The organism is Aromatoleum toluvorans, from assembly GCF_012910905.1.
Lineage (GTDB): Bacteria > Pseudomonadota > Gammaproteobacteria > Burkholderiales > Rhodocyclaceae > Aromatoleum > Aromatoleum toluvorans.
Genome location: NZ_WTVN01000015.1, coordinates 56443 through 74098, shown reverse-complemented (window position 1 = coordinate 74098; position 17656 = coordinate 56443). Strand labels below are relative to the sequence as shown.

Below are 17656 nucleotides of genomic sequence, written 5' to 3'. Positions count from 1 at the left end.
ACGGCAACACCGGGATTTCCATGCACATTCAGGAATACATGCAGACGCTGGGCCGCCAGGCCCGTGCCGCATCGCGCCAGCTCGCCAGCGCTTCGACCGCCGAGAAGAACGCCGCGCTGCTTGCGATGGCTGCCACGATCCGCGAGCGGCGGGAGGAACTCCTCGCCGCCAATGCGCGCGACCTCGAAGAGGCACGCGCGGCCGGGCTGGAACCGGCGATGATCGACCGCCTGACCCTCAACGCAAAAGGCATCGAGGCGATGGCGCAAGGTCTGGAACAGGTCGCCGCGCTGCCCGACCCCGTCGGCGAGATCACCGACGTCAAGCGCCGCCCCTCGGGCATCCAGGTCGGCAAGATGCGCGTTCCGCTGGGCGTCATCGGCATCATCTACGAAGCGCGCCCCAACGTCACGGCCGACGCCGCCGCCCTGTGCCTGAAGTCCGGCAACGCCGCGATCCTGCGCGGCGGCAAGGAAGCCCTGCACTGCAACCAGGCCATCGCGGCCTGCGTGCGTGCCGGGCTCGCCACCGCCGGGCTGCCCGAAACCGCAGTCCAGGTCGTCGACACCACCGACCGGGCCGCCGTCGGTCATCTGATCACGATGCCCGAGTTCGTCGATGTCATCGTTCCGCGCGGCGGCAAGGGGCTGATCGAACGGATCTCGCGCGAAGCCCGGGTGCCGGTGATCAAGCACCTCGACGGCAACTGCCATGTCTATGTCGAGACCGATGCGGATCCGGCCAAGGTCGTGCCCATCGTCGAGAATGCCAAGACGCAGCGCTACGGCACCTGCAACACCACCGAATCGCTGCTCGTCGATCGCGCCGTCGCAGCCCGTTTCCTGCCGGAAATCGGCCGCATGCTCGCCGCAAAAGAAGTCGAAATGCGCTGCTGCAGCGAGTCGCTCGCGATCCTGCGCGACGCTGCCATAGCCGGCGCCCGTCTCGTCGCGGCAACGGAACAGGACTGGAGCGAGGAATACCTTGCGCCGGTCATCGCGGTCAAGGTGGTGGCGGGCATCGACGAAGCGATCGCGCACATCAACACATACAGCTCCGGGCATACCGAGGCGATCCTCACCGAGAACTACACGCGCGCAATGCGTTTCCTGCGCGAGGTCGACTCGTCCTCGGTAATGGTCAATGCATCCACGCGATTCGCCGACGGATTCGAATACGGGCTGGGCGCGGAGATCGGCATTTCGACCGACAAGATCCATGCGCGCGGCCCGGTCGGCCTCGAAGGCCTGACGAGCCAGAAATGGATCGTCTTCGGCAACGGCGAAACCCGGCGCTGAACAAGGAACGACAGCGCGAGCGGCGCTGTGCACGGCCGCCCGCACTGAACGGAAACGCCCGTCCCCGGATGGGCGCTTCCGCTCCGGCGGACCGCAAGCGCATCGCCCCTCTCGGGTCATACGATGAAACCTGACCAAGACGATCCCTCGGCGCCCGCATACTCGGCAGTCCTCGCACTGCCCTTTGGCGGATTCGGTGTGCGTGCCGACGACAGCGCGATCCGGGAACTGGTCTTCCTGCCCCCGGGCGCGCCCACCATTGCTCCCGACAACCCGCTGGCAGAGCGGGCGACGCTCCAGCTCCTCGCCTGGCTCGACGACCCCGACCGCCCGTTCGACCTCCCGCTCGCACGGCGCGGAACACCGTTCCAGCAACGCGTCTGGTCTTCGATTGGGGCTATCCCGCGTGGCAGGCTGCGCACCTACGGCGATATCGCCGGCACATTGAACAGCGCCGCGCGCGCCGTCGGGCAGGCCTGCGGCGCCAATCCCTTCCCCATCGTCATCCCGTGCCACCGCGTCGTCGCAGCGTCGGGTCTGGGCGGGTTCGCGAATTCCACCGGCGGCTATCTCCTCGACGCCAAACGCTGGCTGCTGGCGTTCGAGGCCGCGCGGTGAGCATCGAAGACCGTCTCGACTCCGCTCTCCGCGCCGAACTCGATGGCTTCAACGATGCGATGTGGCTCGAGCACGGCCTCGCGCGCAACACGCTGGCAGGCTACCGCAGCGACCTCGCACAATTCGCGTTCTGGCTGCAGCAACGCGGCGGGCAACTCCAGCACGCGCGCGAAGCCGACCTGGCCGCCTATCTCGCAGAATTCAGCCACCACTCGAAACCCGCAAGCCAGCGACGACTGCTCGCGGCTTGGCGTCGGTACTACCGGCATCTCCTCGCGCAGGGGCGCATCGCGGCGGATCCAACGACACTGCTCGATCCGCCAATGCGTAGCGAACGTTTTCCCAAAACACTCTCCGAAGCCCAGGTCGATTCCCTGCTCGCCGCCCCCGACGTGGATACTGCAATTGGCTTGCGCGACCGCAGCATGCTCGAGGTCCTTTATGCCACGGGCCTTCGCGTATCGGAACTTGTCGGATTGAAAGTATTTTCGACCAGCCTTTCCGACGGCCTCGTGCGCGTAATGGGAAAAGGCAGCAAGGAACGACTGGTTCCCCTCGGCGAGGAAGCGATCGACTGGCTCGCACAATACCTGCGAACGGCTCGTCCTGCCCTCCTCGCAGGAAAGACCTGCGACGAAGTTTTCGTCAGCCGGCGCGGTTCCGGCATGACGCGCCAGATGTTCTGGCGCATCATCAAGCAATACGCACTGGTTTCGGGAATTCCGGTCGCCGGCATCTCCCCTCACACCCTGCGGCACGCATTTGCCACCCACCTGCTCAATCACGGAGCGGATTTGCGGGTTGTCCAGATGCTCCTGGGTCACGCGGACATATCGACCACCCAGGTCTACACGCATGTCGCACGCGAACGCCTCAAGGCCCTGCATGCACGACATCATCCGCGCGGGTGAATCATTCCGAAAAAATCGGTTTCCAAGTACACAAACAATCCGGAGCACCATCATGACCAAACAGGATGCGCACGCCCCCGAAACGCCGGCCACGCGTTTCCTCCGGCAACACGGCATTCCCTTCTCCACGCATCTCTACGACTATGAAGCGCATGGCGGGACCAAGGTTTCGTCACGCGAACTCAATGTCCCCGAGCATTCCGTGGTCAAGACATTGGTCATGGAAGACGAAACCGCCGCTCCGCTGATCGTGCTCATGCACGGCGACCGCAAGGTATCCACGAAGGAACTCGCCCGCCAGACAGGCCGCAAGCGCATTGAACCCTGCGCCCCGGAAACGGCCAACCGGCATTCAGGCTATCTTGTCGGCGGCACTTCGCCATTCGGGCTGCGCAAGCGCATGCCCATTTACATGGAGCGCACCATCCTCGACCTTCCGCTTGTCTATATCAATGGCGGGCGACGCGGCTTCCTGGTCGGCGTCAGGCCTCACGAGATAATGCGAGTATTGCAGCCCGAACTCGTCAACACCGCCAGTTGATCACGTGCACGCCCTCCCGATTTGAAATTTCATTTGCTTCGGGATTCTAATTCTCCGGAATTGCTGGCAGAATGACTTCGGCCAATCACCTAAAGATCCGATCGCACACGGACTCGGGAGATTGCCCTCATCAGATCAAGAACAATTGAAACCGGAGAAAACATGGAACTGGCCAAGATGTCGCTGACCGAATTGCGCCGCCTGCAATCCAAGGTCGAAACGGAGATCCGTCGACGCAGCGATTCCGCCCGCCGCGACCTCCTCAAGAAGATGCAGAAGATGGCAGCCGAAGAAGGCCTGTCACTGAGCGACTTGCTGCCCAATGCGGCGGCGACCGAAGAAAAGAGCACGCCCAACAAGCGGAAAGCAAAAGCCGCCGGCAAGAAACCCGGGGTTGTCCCGATCAAGTATCGCAACCCGGCAAATCCGACGGTCGGCTGGAGCGGCCGTGGTCGCAAACCTCAATGGGTGATCGACTGGCTCGCGCAAAACAAGCCGCTTGCCGAACTCGAAGCAGTCGGAGCTTAATAAGCCACGCTCAAAGGGGCGCTTCTCGCGCCCCGCACCGGACGCCCCATTCAGTCGGCGGTCGGGGGGAGGGAGACTCCTTCCCGACCACGCTGAATATATACCCCTACGCGGCGCACGCCCTTCATCACACCCAGCTTGGCGACACGGATCTTTACCCAAGGCGCACCGAATTCATCCAGTAGCAATGTGACGACGAATTCGCCCAGGGTCTCGATCAAATTGAAGTGGCGCTCGGCGAGCTCCTTGCGGATGCGCTCGATCACCTCCGCATAATCGATGGTGTCGGCAATGTCGTCCTGCTCGGCAGCAGAGTCAGGGACGCCGAATGTGAGATTGAGTTCGACGATCTGCGGCGCAGCCTTCTCGCGCGAATAGATACCGACCCAGGCCTCTACCCTCAGATCCTCGATGAAAATGAAGTCCATGTCGCTTCCCGATTAGAATCGCGGCAATTCTAGGTGAAAAAATGACCCTGCTGTTCCTGCTGATCGCCGCCTATCTGCTCGGCTCCATTCCCTTCGCGATCGTCTCCAGCCGCCTCTTCGGTCTTGCCGATCCACGCAAATACGGTTCCGGCAACCCCGGCGCAACGAACGTCCTGCGCAGCGGAAACAAGTCCGCCGCGCTGCTGACCCTCGTCGGCGACTGCGCCAAGGGGTGGCTTGCCGCATGGGGCGCCACCCGACTCGGCTTCGACGCGACCGACGTCGCACTCGCCGGACTGGCCGCATTCCTCGGTCATGTGTTCAGTGTCTTTCTGCGCTTCAACGGCGGCAAGGGCGTCGCCACGGCACTCGGCGTGCTGCTCGGCATCAATGCCTGGGTCGCGCTGACCGCTCTTGCAGTATGGCTCGCGATCGCCTTCACCACCCGCTACTCCTCGGCCGCCGCGCTCGGCGCGGCCTTCGCAACGCCCATCGTCGGTTACTTCCTGTCGGGTCCGCCTGCAGTCGTCGGCATTCTCACCCTGATCGCAGCGCTACTGATCTGGCGCCACAGCGCGAACATCCGGAAATTGCTCAACGGAACGGAAGGCCGTATCGGCGGACGCAAGGCCTGAGCCCCCCCCTTGGCTCACGCTGCGCCGGGCGCCCGCAGCGTCGCCAGAGGCCAGCGCGGATGAATCCTCACCGCCCCCCCCTGTCCCGCCGCCTCACCGGCAACCAGGCGCTGCGCACCGGCAAAGGCGATCATTGCACCGTTGTCGGTGCATAGCTCGGGCTCCGGGTAATACACCCGCCATCCCTTGCGCCGCGTCGCCGAATCGAGGCGGTGACGCAGATGGCGGTTCGCCCCCACCCCTCCGGCCACGACAAGCCGCGACAGGCCGGTCAGCTCCAGCGCCTTCAGCGCCTTCGCGCACAGCACCTCGACGACCGCCTCCTGAAAGTCGGCCGCCAGATCGCCGGCATCCCCGGAATTCCAGTCCGACGCACTCACCACATTCAATACCGCAGTCTTCAGACCGCTGAAGCTGAAGTCGAGATCGCCCGATTTGAGCATCGGCCGGGGCAAACGGAAGCGCCCCGGACGCCCCCGCTCGGCCAGTTGCGCCAACTGCGGTCCGCCGGGATAGCCAAGACCGATCAGCTTGGCGGTCTTGTCGAACGCCTCGCCCGCGGCGTCGTCGAGCGACTCGCCCAGCAGCACGTACTCCCCGACCCCGGTCACCTGCATCAACTGGGTGTGCCCCCCCGACACCAGCAGTGCAACGAACGGGAATTCCGGAGGATCGGCCGACAGCAGCGGCGACAGAAGATGACCTTCGAGGTGATGCACCGGCAGCACTGGCACTCCGAGCGACATTCCCAGCGCCTCGGCATAACTCGCACCGACCAGCAGCGCCCCGGCCAGGCCCGGCCCGGCCGTATAGGCAATCGCATCGATATCGGAAAGGCCGCACCCCGCCTCCGCGAGCGCCTGCCGCACGAGGGCCGGGAGTCGCCGGATGTGATCGCGCGACGCGAGCTCGGGAACGACACCTCCATAGGCGGCATGCAGATCGATCTGGGAATGCACGCAATGCCCGAGCAAACCCGCCTCGACATCGAACACGGCCACACCCGTCTCGTCGCACGACGTCTCGATTCCCAGAACTCTCATGATCCCCAGCCGACAGCCTCGCCAATGTGCAGGACGCCATTGTAACGGCGCCGTCACGCGGGAAGTTAAGTTTCCACTTGGCTTGTCGAGTTCAACTCGTTATACTTCGCATTTTTCCGCCTACCAGAATACACAAGGAAGTCGCAATGCCGGGTATCCGCGTCAAGGAGAACGAGCCGTTTGAAGTCGCCATCCGCCGCTTCAAGCGCACCATCGAAAAAACCGGTTTGCTGACCGAGCTTCGCGCCCGCGAATTCTACGAAAAGCCCACCGCGGAGCGTAAGCGCAAGTCGGCCGCCGCCGTCAAGCGCAACCACAAGCGCCTGCGCAGCCAGACCCTGCCGCCGAAGCTGTACTGATCCCAGCCGGATCAATCGGCCGGCCGCCCACGCCGGGCGCGAGTCATTCGACTTGCGCCCGGCGTGGCGTTTTCATCTCCACTCGGAGCTTCGCTCATGTCCCTCAAGCAACGCATCCAGGACGACATGAAGGCCGCCCTGCGCGCCAAGGAAAGCGCCCGCCTCTCGGCCGTGCGCCTGCTCATCGCGGCCATCAAACAGCGCGAGATCGACGATCGGGTCGAACTCGACGACGCCGGCATCATGAGCACGGTCGAAAAGCTCGTCAAACAGCGCCGTGACTCCGCAAGCCAGTACGACGCCGCAAACCGCCCCGACCTCGCCGCCAATGAACGCTTCGAGATCGAAGTGCTCTCGGCCTATCTGCCTGCGCAACTGTCGGACAGCGAACTCGACGCCGAAATCGCCGCAGCGATCGCGGAAACCGGCGCCACGGGCATTGCCGATCTCGGGCGCGTGATGCCGCAACTCAAGGCACGCCTCGCCGGGCGCGCCGACATGGCGGAAGCATCGCGACGCGTCCGCGCAAAGCTCTCGACCTGAGCGCCTGCCGCCCGTCTCACCGCGGGCGGCCGCAGCAATGATCCCGCAGTCGTTCATCCAGGATCTGCTCGCGCGCGTCGACATCGTCGACGTCATCGAACGCCACCTCACGCTCAAGAAGAGTGGCGCGAACTACTTCGCCTGCTGCCCCTTCCACGGAGAAAAATCCGCCTCGTTCTCGGTAAGCCCGAGCAAGCAGTTCTATCACTGCTTCGGTTGCGGCGTCCATGGCAGCGCCGTCGGCTTCCTCATGGAGTACAGCGGCCTGTCCTTCGTCGAGGCCGTCAAGGAACTGGCGTCGTACGCCGGACTGCAGGTTCCACAGGAGACCCGCCCCGGCTTCCGCGCCGAAGCGATATCCGCGCACGACGGCCTCATCGACGCGATGACGGCGGCCGCCCGCCTCTATCGCGAGCAGCTCAAATCGTCCCCGGCCGCGATCGAGTACCTCAAGCGGCGCGGCGTCTCCGGCGAGATTGCCGCGCGCTTCGGCATCGGCTTCGCGCCCGACGACTGGCAGGCCCTGCGTCACGCCTTCCCGGACTACAACGCAAAAGCCCTGCTCGACGCGGGACTGGTCATCGAGAACGATGCCGGACGGCGCTACGACCGTTTCCGCAACCGCATCATGTTCCCGATCCAGGACCGCCGCGGCCGAATCATCGCTTTCGGCGGGCGCGTCCTCGATTCGGGCGAGCCGAAGTACCTGAACTCCCCCGAGACCCCGCTGTTCGAGAAAGGCCGCGAGCTGTATGGCCTCCCGCAGGCACAGAAAACCATCCGGGACGCCGGTTACTCGATCGTCGTCGAAGGCTACATGGATGTCGTGGCGCTCGCGCAATTCGGCGTAACCAACGCCGTCGCGACCCTCGGGACCGCGACCACACCACATCACATCAACACCCTGCTGCGCCACGCCCAGCGCATCGTGTTCTGCTTCGATGGCGACAACGCCGGACGAAAGGCCGCCCGACGCGCGCTCGAATCCGCACTCGAGGCGCTGCGTGACGACGTCACCCTCGCCTTTCTGTTCCTGCCCGAGCAGCACGATCCGGACTCCTTCGTCCGCGCAAACGGCGCCGAAGCGTTCAATCAGGCAGCAGCAGTCGCCACGCCGCTGACGAGCTTCCTGCTCAACGAGCTGCGCACCGAATGTCCGCTCGACACGGCCGAGGGGCGCGCCAAGCTCGTGCATGACGCCAAGCCGCTCGTCACCCGCATCGCCGCACCGATGCTGCGCCTGCAGATCATCAAGGCCATCGCCGACGCCTCGGGATTCAGCCAGGGCGAAGTGGAGACGGCCTTCGGCCTCAAGCCGTCAGCCAATTCGCGCCCGCCGCGCGATGCCGCCTACGGTGGCCGACGCGACTACGGCTCATCCGGCTATCCGGCATCGTCACCAGGGCGCGTGCGGCGACGCCCGCCATCGGAGGCAAACGCCCCGAACACGCTGCTACGGCTGGTGCTGCAACATCCGGCATGGGCGGCGCGACTCCCCGTCGACCTCGTCCCGTCGGACTCCGCAGAGGGGCGCGCACTGATCGCGATCGTCGACATGTCGAGCACCGGCGACCTGACAACGAACGCCGGGCTCGGTGCACTGGTCGAACAATTTCGGGACACCCCGCACGCAGATACGCTGGCTCGCGTCGCCGCGGAACTGGTCGATGCGGAATTTGACGAAGATGTTGTCGAAGTGCTCTTCGCAGACGCGATGAACAAGCTTCACACCAACGCAATCGCTCGCGAAATCGCCGCTTTGACGGCGCAGGAGCGCGAGTCCGGACTTTCACCGATGGACAGGCATCGCCTCGCAGAACTGCTTATCGAGAAAATGAGCCTTGTCAACGCCCGCAAAGTCCAGGACGTTTAGTATAATTGCAGGTTACCCAACTTACCTTTCGCCCGACTCAAGGAGTGCCATGGCCCGCGAAAAAATCAAGGATTCGCGCAAGGATAGCCCAAAAGGACGAGCCTCCAAGGCCAAGGACAAGGCCGCACTGATCGCCGAAGGGCCGGAACTCGCGCCCCTCGATGCAGAAATCCGCAGGACCCGCCTCAAGACACTGATCACGCTCGGCAAGGAGCGCGGCTACCTCACGTACGCCGAAATCAGCGACCACCTGCCCGATGACGTCGCCGACGCCGAGCAGATCGAAGGCATCATCGCCACCTTCAACAACATGGGCATCCGGGTGTTCGACGAAGCCCCGGCCGCCGAAGACCTCCTGATGTCGGATGCCGTGCCCAGCACGGTGGACGAGGATGTCGCGGAAGAAGAAGCCGAACAGGCGCTGTCGTCGGTCGACTCGGAATTCGGGCGCACCACCGACCCGGTGCGGATGTACATGCGCGAAATGGGCACGGTCGAGTTGCTCACCCGCGAAGGCGAAATCGAGATCGCCAAGCGCATCGAAGATGGCCTGCGCCACATGGTCCAGGCGATCTCTGCCTGCCCGACGACCATCGTCGAGATGCTCGAGAGCACCGACAAGGTCGCACGCGACGAGATGCGCATCGACGAGCTGATCGACGGCCTGATCGACCCGAATGCCGCCACCGAGGAAGAGGCTGCCGCGCTTTCCGAAGCCGACGAGGGCGACGAGGAAGCGGAAGAAGAGGAAGGTGCTGCTGACGTCGGCGACGAGGACGACGAAAGCGCCGAAGAGAAGGAAGCCGCCGCCAACGCCGCGACGCTCCTGCAACTCAAGACCGAAGCCCTCGCGCGCTTCGCCGTGATCCGCAACCTCAACGAGCAAAAGATGTCCGCCCTCGTCGAGCGCGGCTCGCAGGATTCCGGGTATCTCGCGCTGCAACAGCAGATTTCGGACGAACTGCTCAACATCCGCTTCACTGCGAAGGCCATCGAGCGCCTGTGCGACTCCGTCCGCCACATGGTCGAACAGGTGCGCAGCCATGAGCGCCAGATCCTGCAGTTGTGCGTCGACCGCGCCGGCATGCCGCGCCAGCACTTCATCAAGGTGTTCCCTGGCAAGGAAGTGGACCTCGACTGGCTCAAGGACGAAATCGCCCTTGGCAAGAGCTACGCCGAAGGCCTGATGCGCGTGCATCCCGCCGTGCTCGAAGAGCAGCAGAAGCTCATCGACCTGCAAACCCGCATCGGCATTCCGCTCAAGGAACTGAAGGACATCAACCGCCAGATGTCGACCGGTGAAGCCAAGATGCGCCGCGCCAAGCGCGAGATGACCGAAGCCAACCTGCGCCTCGTGATCTCGATCGCCAAGAAGTACACCAACCGCGGCCTGCAGTTCCTCGACCTGATCCAGGAAGGCAACATCGGCCTGATGAAGGCAGTGGACAAGTTCGAATACCGCCGCGGCTACAAATTCTCGACCTACGCGACGTGGTGGATCCGCCAGGCCATCACCCGCTCGATCGCCGACCAGGCGCGCACGATCCGCATCCCGGTTCACATGATCGAAACGATCAACAAGATGAACCGCATCAGCCGGCAGATCCTGCAGGAAACCGGCCAGGAACCGGATCCCGCAACGCTCGCCGAAAAGATGGAGATGCCCGAGGAGAAGATCCGCAAGATCATGAAGATCTCCAAGGAACCGATCTCCATGGAAACGCCAATCGGAGACGACGACGATTCGCATCTGGGCGACTTCATCGAAGACCAGGCCACGCTGGCGCCGGCCGATGCAGCGATGTATTCCAGTCTGCGCGACGCCACCGGCGAAGTGCTCGACTCGCTGACCGCCCGCGAGGCCAAGGTACTGCGCATGCGTTTCGGCATCGAAATGAACACCGACCACACCCTCGAGGAAGTCGGCAAGCAGTTCGACGTCACCCGCGAGCGTATCCGCCAGATCGAAGCGAAGGCACTGCGCAAACTGCGTCACCCGAGCCGCTCGGAGCGCCTGCGCAGCTTCCTCGACAGCGACGCCTGACGACCGACTCAGCGCCCGTCTTTGCACGGGTGCCCGCTTTCCGGGCCCATAGCTCAGTTGGTTAGAGCAGGCGACTCATAATCGCTTGGTCACAGGTTCAAGTCCTGTTGGGCCCACCACTTGCGTGCAACAGGCCACCCGCCGCGGGTGGCCTGTTGTTTTTGAAATGGCGCAAAGCGCCGCCTCGTGCTGGCAAGTTGACTGCTCCTGGACTGCGCCCAAGCCGCGCACCGCCTATTGGATCGTGTAGCGGAAAGCCCCGCGCTTGTCGGTCGTCACCTTGATGGCATTGATGGCGATGCCGTCGGCCATGCGGGCCAAGGTGGTCTCCGCAATGTCCGGCAGGAGACTCCCATTGAGGATGTGGTCGACATTGCGCGCCCCCGAGTCGGCCTCGGTACAGCGCTGTAATGTCGATTCGACCAGCTTTTCATCCCACTCGAAATGCGCCCGGTGGTTAATGGCTATCCGCTCGCCGATACGTCTGAGCTTGAGTCGGATGATTCCGGCCAGCACGTCGTCGGAAATCGGGTAATAGGGAATGACTTGCATGCGCCCGAGAAAGGCCGGCTTGAAATTCTGATACAGCACCGGCCGCAGGGAATCACCAAGCTCTTTTAGCGACGGCATGTCTTTTGCGGCCTTGTTCAAGCACGCGTGCATGATCTGACTCGAGCCGACATTGCTCGTGAGGATGATGAGCGTATTGCGGAAATCGACCTCCCTGCCCTCCGCGTCATCGAGCACCCCCTTGTCGAAAACCTGAAAGAACAGCTCGAGCACGTCGGGATGCGCCTTCTCGACCTCATCCAGAAGTACCACGCAATAGGGGTTCCGTCGCACGGCCTCGGTCAGCACCCCGCCTTCCCCATACCCGACGTAGCCCGGCGGCGAACCCTTCAGGCCGGAGACCGAATGCGCCTCCTGATATTCGCTCATGTTCAACGTGACCATCTTCCGCTCGCCGCCGTACAGGATGTCCGCGAGGGCGATGGCGGTCTCGGTCTTTCCCACGCCCGACGGCCCCACGAACAGGAACACGCCTTTGGGCTTGTCCGGATCCTCGAGATTCGCGCGGGCGGTACGCACGCGCTGGGCAATGGCCTCGAGCGCATGGGACTGGCCGATCACGCGTTCCTCGAGCAAGGGCTTGAGCTGAAGCACCGTCGCGATCTCGTCCTTGACCATCCTGCCCAGTGGAATTCCGGTCCATGCGGAGACGATACCCGCGACGACGCTGCCGTCGACCTGAACAGGCACCATCGGGTCCTCTCCCTGGAGTGCGCGCAATTCGGCAATCAGGGACTGCGACTCCCGTGCCCCGGCGTGTTCACCGCCGCCGTCGCGGCAACGCGTGCGAACCGAGCCGATCTGCGCGACCAATGATTTCTCGCGCTCATGACGCTGACGCAGGCCGTGCAACTCGGTTTCGACCGCCCCAATCTGTTCGTCGAGTTCGGTCAGACGCTTCGCATGTGCAGCCCCGTCGCTCACCTCGCGCTCCAGCGCTACGGCTTCGGCGCGCAAATGAAGAACCTGTTTTTCGCCATCCTCGATCCGGGCGGGCGTTGCGCTGTGCGCCAGCGCCACTCTGGCGCAAGCGGTGTCGAGGACACTGATCGCCTTGTCGGGAAGTTGCCGACCACTGACGTAGCGGTGCGACAGCCGCACGGCTTCGGTCACCGCTTCGTCCAGCACGCGCACGCCGAAGTGCCGCTCCATCAACGGCACGATGCTGCGCAGCATCGCCGCCGCGACCGGCTCGGATGGCTCCTCGACCTTGACGACCTGGAAACGTCTCGCGAGGGCCGCATCCTTCTCGAAGTATTTCTTGTATTCCGCCCAGGTCGTGGCCGCAACCGTTCGCAACTCGCCGCGCGCGAGCGCGGGCTTCAGCAGATTGGCCGCGTCGTTCTGCCCTGCCTGTCCACCGGCCCCGATGATCGTGTGCGCCTCGTCGATGAAGAGGATGATGGGCGTCGGACTGGCACGAACTTCGTCGATCACGCCCCGCAACCGGTTTTCAAACTCGCCCTTGACACTCGCCCCTGCCTGCAGCAAGCCCATGTCGAGTACATGCAAGCCGACGCCCTGCAGCGCAGGCGGAACGTCTCCACCGGCAATGCGCAGCGCCAGCCCCTCGACGACGGCCGTCTTGCCGACGCCGGCCTCGCCGGTCAGGATCGGATTGTTCTGCCGCCGCCGCATCAGGATGTCGATGACCTGCCGAATCTCGGCATCGCGCCCGATCACCGGATCGAGCCCGCCTTCTTGTGCACGTTGAGTCAGGTTGGTCGTAAACCGGTCGAGCGCGGGCTGCGAGCGGCGCCCATCGACAAGGTCCGGCTCACTCGCGCTTTCCGGCGCAGCGCCCTGCCCAGCGTCGGCGTCGAGCACTTCGCGCGCCTCCATCGACCCGTCAGTCAGCTCGTCGAACTTGTGCTTGAGCTCGTCGACACGGACACGCCCGAACAGCGGCGACGCACGCAGCGCGAGTTGCGACAGCGCCGGCTCCGTCAACATGGCCAGGAGCAGGTGCCCCGAGCGGATGCGGGGCATGCGCGCGTCGAGCGATGCGATCAGCCAGGCATGCTCCAGGAGTCGCTGCAACTGCGCGGAGAATACCGGAGTCCGCGTGTTGCCCGAGCGAAGCCGCCCCATCTCCGATTCGAGCTCATCGCGCAGAGCCGATACGCTGATGCCGCAACGCTTCACGATCACCGCAAGGTCGCTCGCAATCTGCTCGCACAGGGCAAGGAACACATGCTCGGGATCAACCTCGTAATGGCCGTGCGCCATGCAAAGGCTGGCCGCACGTTCAACGGCACCCCGACAACTCGCGTCGAGCTTGCTGATCAATGTCTTCAGGGAAGTACTCATGGCATCACGATGGAGAAAGGGTCGGTTATCAATTGAGGGGGCGCGCAGCGTAAGCGGCATCGCTGCGATCGTGCGCGGATGGACGTGAAGCGAGAAAGGCGTCACGACCGAGTCGCACGGGCTTGCCGATGTCGAGCGTCGCGGGGTGGACATCCTCGGCACGCAGGCACGGGCAGATTTCGTATTCGAACTGGTGCCCGGTCGCGAGCATCAGCAATTTGGCCAGGGCCGCCGCGGCTTCGCCGCCGGGGAGAAATGCGTGATACGCGCCCGCCGACAGCGGCCCCAGATGGACACGGACCTTCAGGTTGCGCTGCCACACACGATCGCCCGCGAGTGCGGTGCGCCCCAGTGCAGCATTGCGCCCGCCCAGCGCGGTACGCTGATCGTCGGACAGCACATACCATGCGCCCACGAACTGCTCGACACGGACCGGAACGCGGAAGTGGCCTGCGAGAATGCGCGTCAGCGCCCCCGCGGACAGCGGATGCTGCCCTAGCAGGCTCGCAACACGCGCAATCGCCTCATCCTCGACACAACCCGGCTCTGCCCGCATCCGGTCGCGCAAGGCGTCAAAACCCAGGCCCGCCACGGACAGCACCAGTGGCAGGAAGCGATTACGACGGTCGCACTCGTACTGCAGCGGCAACCGGTATTTTTTCCAGGCTTGGTAGAACTGGCCGATCGCGCGGTTCGCGAAGATGTCGAGCAAGGCGCGTGCTGCGCGATCCCGGTAGTAGCGCTCGCGTTCGGAGATGCGCTCCGTGTAATGCGCCGGCAATACCCCGTGGGTGCCCAGAAGCCCGATGCAATACGGGGTGATCTCGACCCTCCGCAGGCTGCCAGGCCCGTCGCCATCGTCGCTCGCGTCATGCCACACCTCCAGCGCCTCGATCTCGGCGGGCGCGAAACCCTGATGCAGCGTGTTCCGGAACCGGATGCTGTCGGACAGGGCATCCGCGCCGTGCGGGCGCCCTGCGGGTTCGCGACGGAACAGGCCGTCGAGCAGCCGTACCGCCTGAAAGAATTCAAACCGGTAGGGTGCCTGAACGAGTTGCTCGATCAGCCCAGGATCGAATCGCCCGAGCGCGGCTTGCATCGAACAAGCTCCTCCCCTGTTCTGACGGAAACGAGCACCAGCTGCACGAAACTGTTCAGGTGCACATACAGGCCCAGGAACCGGTCGATCACGCGCGAAAAGACATCCAGACCGACCCCGACGAAGCTGTCTTCGTCGACTGTCAGTCGCACTTCGACACCCCGTACAAAGCCCGCAAACGGACGCCCCACCATCCAGCACGTCTTTTCGCGTTGTTCAATGCCGCGGATGCCGTCGATCTGTCGCCGCGACACTGCCGTCCGGCGCATGTCGTAGAGCCCGAGCATTTCCTTGAAGGCGGCGAGGCCACTGCCGGTAAGGGAGAGATGATTGAGCGACAGGTGGGATATCAGGCGCCACAGGCCGTCACGCTCATGGTTGAACCGGCACGGCCTGGTTGGCGCTCGCAGCAACCGGATCGCCCGCACGACGCCGCCGCCTTCGGCGAACAGGTCGCCTCCGTCCAGTCCGATCGAAAGGCGCGCCGGGAGATCCCTGTTCGTGCAGGTCAGCGAGAGGCTCAGGACGTCCGACCGCGGATTTACCGGGTCGAAATCCGTACCGACAATCGTCAGTGCCATCTCGTACCCGGGACTGCTTTCGGCAACCCGCGCGTCGCGCTCGGCGTGCCAGTAATGGCCGTCCTGTTCCTGCGTTTCATTGTGCCGCAAGGAAAAGAACGGGCGATATTCGGTGTGCGATTCGCCTTCCACTCCTCGGCTGACACAACGCACCGTGTCGATGGAATACACCTCGTAGGCATGCGCCTGCCGTCCATCGGCAACGACGGGGTACGTCGACGTGCGTCCGCTCAAGCGGATCGGCTCGCCGTGACGCTCGAAGCGATTGACGATCGGGACGCAGCCGAGCTTCACGGACTCCTTCGTCACGTCGGCGAGAAGCCGGGCTGTCTCCCCCTCCGGGCGCACGTCCTTCAGCGCGAAATGAAACCGGAGCGATGCCCCCGAACGCCACGAGGGCGGCAATCGATCGAGCAACAGATCGAAGAAGTTGTATTTTTCCGGGAACGCGAAATATTCGGTCAGGTGCCGGTACGCGTCATGGGAGTTGTCGGGGAAGTCGATGAGCGATTCGTCGTCGGTAAAACCCACTTCCCCGATCGGACTGCCTTCCAGCGGATGCCATACCCCCTCCTCACTTTCGACCCACGCCTGCGCGACACGCAGAAACAGGGCATCACGCAGCGCTGCGGCAACGGAAGACTCGGCGTCGATGTACAGGCGCACCCGATCGGCAGCGCGCGCACCCGCACCGAGAACGCATAAACCCAGCGTCAGTATTCCCGATACGCCACGCGGCGCCCGCACCGATGCAGGCATCCACGCGACTGGGTCGAAACGGAACTGGTCTACACGCAGCGGCAGGAGATCGACCTGCCAGGCAGTACGAAAGCGGCAGGCAATCCCATTCACGGGCCGCGACCGGAGCTCACTCCCGCGCGCGATGGCCGCCGCACCCGAAAGCTGCAGCTCCCCGCCGCCCAGGTCGAAATGAGCGATCGAACAGGCGGGAAACGGGCGCAGATAGTGTGGATAGAGGACCTGCAGCAGGGCCTCGGTAAATTGCGGATAGGAATCCTCGAGCTTGCGCGAGATTCGCGCCGACAGCAGCGCGAATGATTCGATCATCCGCTCGACGTGCGGATCGTCACACCCATCGCCATTGACGAGCAGTCGCCCGGCAATCTTCGGGTAACGCTCGGCAAATTCGCGCGAATGGCCGCGCAGGAACGCGAGTTCGCGTTCGTAATGGGGAAGCAGATCATCCATCTCAGTTCGTTCCGCTTCGCGGCACCCGCCGATTCACCGAATACAGGAGGGTTGTCGGTTGCAGCAATGCGTCGAAATTCACCGGCTCCCGGGCGGGGCGGACCACCAGCAAGGCCTTGATCGAAAAGTACAGCGCGTTGACGGAACGCCGGTCGAGTTCGAGCTGAACCTCGACATTGCGCAGACGGGGCTCGTGGCGGGCAATCGCCAGTTCGATCGATTGGCAGATCGCCGCCCGATGCTCGGGATTGTTCAGGCTCATGGCCGCGAAGTCCGCAAGCCCGTAGGTAAGCGGCGAACGCATTGCCTGCGGATAGCTTGCGGCAACCGACTCATCGACGATCGTGCGCGCATTGAGGAGCGCTTCCAGATCCCGCGCAACCGCATCCTTCAGCTGCTCGATCGACAGGCTGCGCCGAGCGGGCTCGGCCGGGCTGTCGTCGAACAACTTGTCGAAGAAGGTGGGCTCGAAACCTTTCACGATGGCAGCATAGCCCGGCTACGCGGGAACGAGCACGACAAGAGGATCAGGTCAGGCTCGGTGCATTCTTCGCCAGGTTCCAGGCCCCCTGGATGTTCACCTTGCCCGACTTGTTCCCGTCGATATTGAGTTCGTCATACGTCCACTTGACCGCAGAGTACTTCAGGGCGAAGGTTTCCGATGGAATGCCTTCACTCGATACGGACGGCGATACCGACGAAATCAGCACGTTCTTGAGTTCGATCTTGAGATACTGGTGACGGTTCTGCGTACCGCTCGGATTACCGGTGGTGTTCTTGCCGCCGAACGCGCGATAGAAACAAATGATCGCATCGTTGATGATGAGTCCCGAGGAACAGGCCTGATAGAGCTTCGGACTCGCGCCGTCGATGTCCTTCGTGAAGATCATCTCGCCGTGTTCGCAGCGCTCGGCCGTGTGTCCGCCTGCGCTCGACGCGGTGGCCGATTTCGGCTGACGGATGCTATGTAGCCACGAATACACCTCGACCTGGTCCTTGTGTTTCGTATCGCGCGAGTCGCCCTTGATGTCGCTGCCCTTGAACTCGATGTAGATATCCTTCATGG

17 protein-coding genes and 1 tRNA gene are annotated in these 17656 nt (G+C 63.7%); 11 read left to right on the top strand and 7 right to left on the bottom strand.

What is annotated here, in order from left to right:
* The first annotated feature begins 20 nt into the window (after positions 1 to 20).
* The 5 genes from GPA22_RS11465 (at position 21) to GPA22_RS11445 (ending at position 3896) form a co-directional block, all read left to right on the top strand.
* Complete coding sequence (locus tag GPA22_RS11465; RefSeq protein WP_169256200.1) at positions 21 to 1298, top strand: glutamate-5-semialdehyde dehydrogenase; 1278 nt, start codon at positions 21 to 23, stop codon at positions 1296 to 1298.
* Between the two features lie 123 nt (positions 1299 to 1421).
* Positions 1422 to 1916 (top strand): methylated-DNA--[protein]-cysteine S-methyltransferase, encoded by a 495-nt coding sequence (locus GPA22_RS11460; RefSeq protein WP_169256199.1) that lies wholly within the window; start codon positions 1422 to 1424, stop codon positions 1914 to 1916.
* Complete coding sequence (gene xerD, locus GPA22_RS11455; RefSeq protein ID WP_343036019.1) at positions 1913 to 2827, top strand: site-specific tyrosine recombinase XerD; 915 nt, start codon at positions 1913 to 1915, stop codon at positions 2825 to 2827. The genes GPA22_RS11460 and xerD overlap by 4 nt, the downstream gene beginning before the upstream one ends.
* Before the next feature lie 52 nt (positions 2828 to 2879).
* On the top strand, positions 2880 to 3368 hold the full coding sequence (gene ybaK, locus GPA22_RS11450; protein ID WP_169256198.1) for a Cys-tRNA(Pro) deacylase: 489 nt from the start codon (positions 2880 to 2882) through the stop codon (positions 3366 to 3368).
* Positions 3369 to 3530: 162 nt separating this feature from the next.
* Entirely contained in the window at positions 3531 to 3896 is a 366-nt protein-coding gene (locus GPA22_RS11445; RefSeq protein ID WP_169256197.1) for an H-NS histone family protein, read from the top strand.
* A gap of 50 nt (positions 3897 to 3946) precedes the next feature.
* On the opposite strand, the gene GPA22_RS11440 is transcribed toward GPA22_RS11445, so the two are convergent.
* Positions 3947 to 4324, bottom strand: coding sequence for a dihydroneopterin aldolase (locus GPA22_RS11440; protein WP_169256196.1), 378 nt, complete (start codon positions 4322 to 4324; stop codon positions 3947 to 3949).
* Positions 4325 to 4365: 41 nt separating this feature from the next.
* On the opposite strand from GPA22_RS11440, the gene plsY reads away from it, so the two are divergent.
* A complete protein-coding gene (gene plsY / locus GPA22_RS11435) occupies positions 4366 to 4959 on the top strand; it encodes a glycerol-3-phosphate 1-O-acyltransferase PlsY (RefSeq protein WP_169256195.1) in 594 nt (197 codons plus the stop codon).
* 14 nt (positions 4960 to 4973) lie between these two features.
* On the opposite strand, the gene tsaD is transcribed toward plsY, so the two are convergent.
* Positions 4974 to 6002 carry a tRNA (adenosine(37)-N6)-threonylcarbamoyltransferase complex transferase subunit TsaD gene (tsaD, locus tag GPA22_RS11430; RefSeq protein WP_169256194.1) on the bottom strand — a complete coding sequence of 343 codons (1029 nt, stop codon included), beginning with the start codon at positions 6000 to 6002 and terminating at the stop codon, positions 4974 to 4976.
* Between the two features lie 146 nt (positions 6003 to 6148).
* On the opposite strand from tsaD, the gene rpsU reads away from it, so the two are divergent.
* From rpsU to GPA22_RS11405, 5 genes are all read left to right on the top strand, one after another.
* Positions 6149 to 6361, top strand: coding sequence for a 30S ribosomal protein S21 (gene rpsU / locus GPA22_RS11425; protein ID WP_011238288.1), 213 nt, complete (start codon positions 6149 to 6151; stop codon positions 6359 to 6361).
* A gap of 96 nt (positions 6362 to 6457) precedes the next feature.
* A complete protein-coding gene (locus GPA22_RS11420; RefSeq protein WP_169256193.1) occupies positions 6458 to 6904 on the top strand; it encodes a GatB/YqeY domain-containing protein in 447 nt (148 codons plus the stop codon).
* 37 nt (positions 6905 to 6941) lie between these two features.
* Positions 6942 to 8777, top strand: a complete 1836-nt coding sequence (gene dnaG, locus GPA22_RS11415) for a DNA primase (RefSeq protein ID WP_169256192.1) — start codon at positions 6942 to 6944, stop codon at positions 8775 to 8777.
* Positions 8778 to 8826: 49 nt separating this feature from the next.
* On the top strand, positions 8827 to 10821 hold the full coding sequence (rpoD, locus tag GPA22_RS11410) for an RNA polymerase sigma factor RpoD (RefSeq protein WP_169256191.1): 1995 nt from the start codon (positions 8827 to 8829) through the stop codon (positions 10819 to 10821).
* Positions 10822 to 10863: 42 nt separating this feature from the next.
* A tRNA-Ile gene (locus GPA22_RS11405) sits at positions 10864 to 10940 on the top strand.
* Between the two features lie 115 nt (positions 10941 to 11055).
* Here GPA22_RS11405 and tssH read toward each other — a convergent pair.
* The 5 genes from tssH to GPA22_RS11380 are packed head-to-tail and all read right to left on the bottom strand — an operon-like array spanning position 11056 to position 17654.
* Positions 11056 to 13701: a type VI secretion system ATPase TssH gene (tssH, locus tag GPA22_RS11400; RefSeq protein WP_169256190.1), complete on the bottom strand. Its 2646-nt coding sequence runs from the start codon at positions 13699 to 13701 to the stop codon at positions 11056 to 11058.
* Positions 13702 to 13729: 28 nt separating this feature from the next.
* The gene (gene tssG, locus GPA22_RS11395) at positions 13730 to 14800 is read right to left on the bottom strand and encodes a type VI secretion system baseplate subunit TssG (protein WP_169256189.1); all 1071 of its coding nucleotides are present in this window, start codon (positions 14798 to 14800) and stop codon (positions 13730 to 13732) included.
* Complete coding sequence (tssF, locus tag GPA22_RS11390; protein WP_169256188.1) at positions 14764 to 16590, bottom strand: type VI secretion system baseplate subunit TssF; 1827 nt, start codon at positions 16588 to 16590, stop codon at positions 14764 to 14766. The genes tssG and tssF overlap by 37 nt, the downstream gene beginning before the upstream one ends.
* Position 16591: 1 nt before the next feature.
* A complete protein-coding gene (gene tssE, locus GPA22_RS11385) occupies positions 16592 to 17071 on the bottom strand; it encodes a type VI secretion system baseplate subunit TssE (RefSeq protein WP_169256187.1) in 480 nt (159 codons plus the stop codon).
* A 46-nt stretch (positions 17072 to 17117) separates the two neighbouring features.
* Positions 17118 to 17654, bottom strand: a complete 537-nt coding sequence (locus tag GPA22_RS11380) for an Hcp family type VI secretion system effector (protein WP_169256186.1) — start codon at positions 17652 to 17654, stop codon at positions 17118 to 17120.
* Between the last annotated feature and the right edge of the window lie 2 nt (positions 17655 to 17656).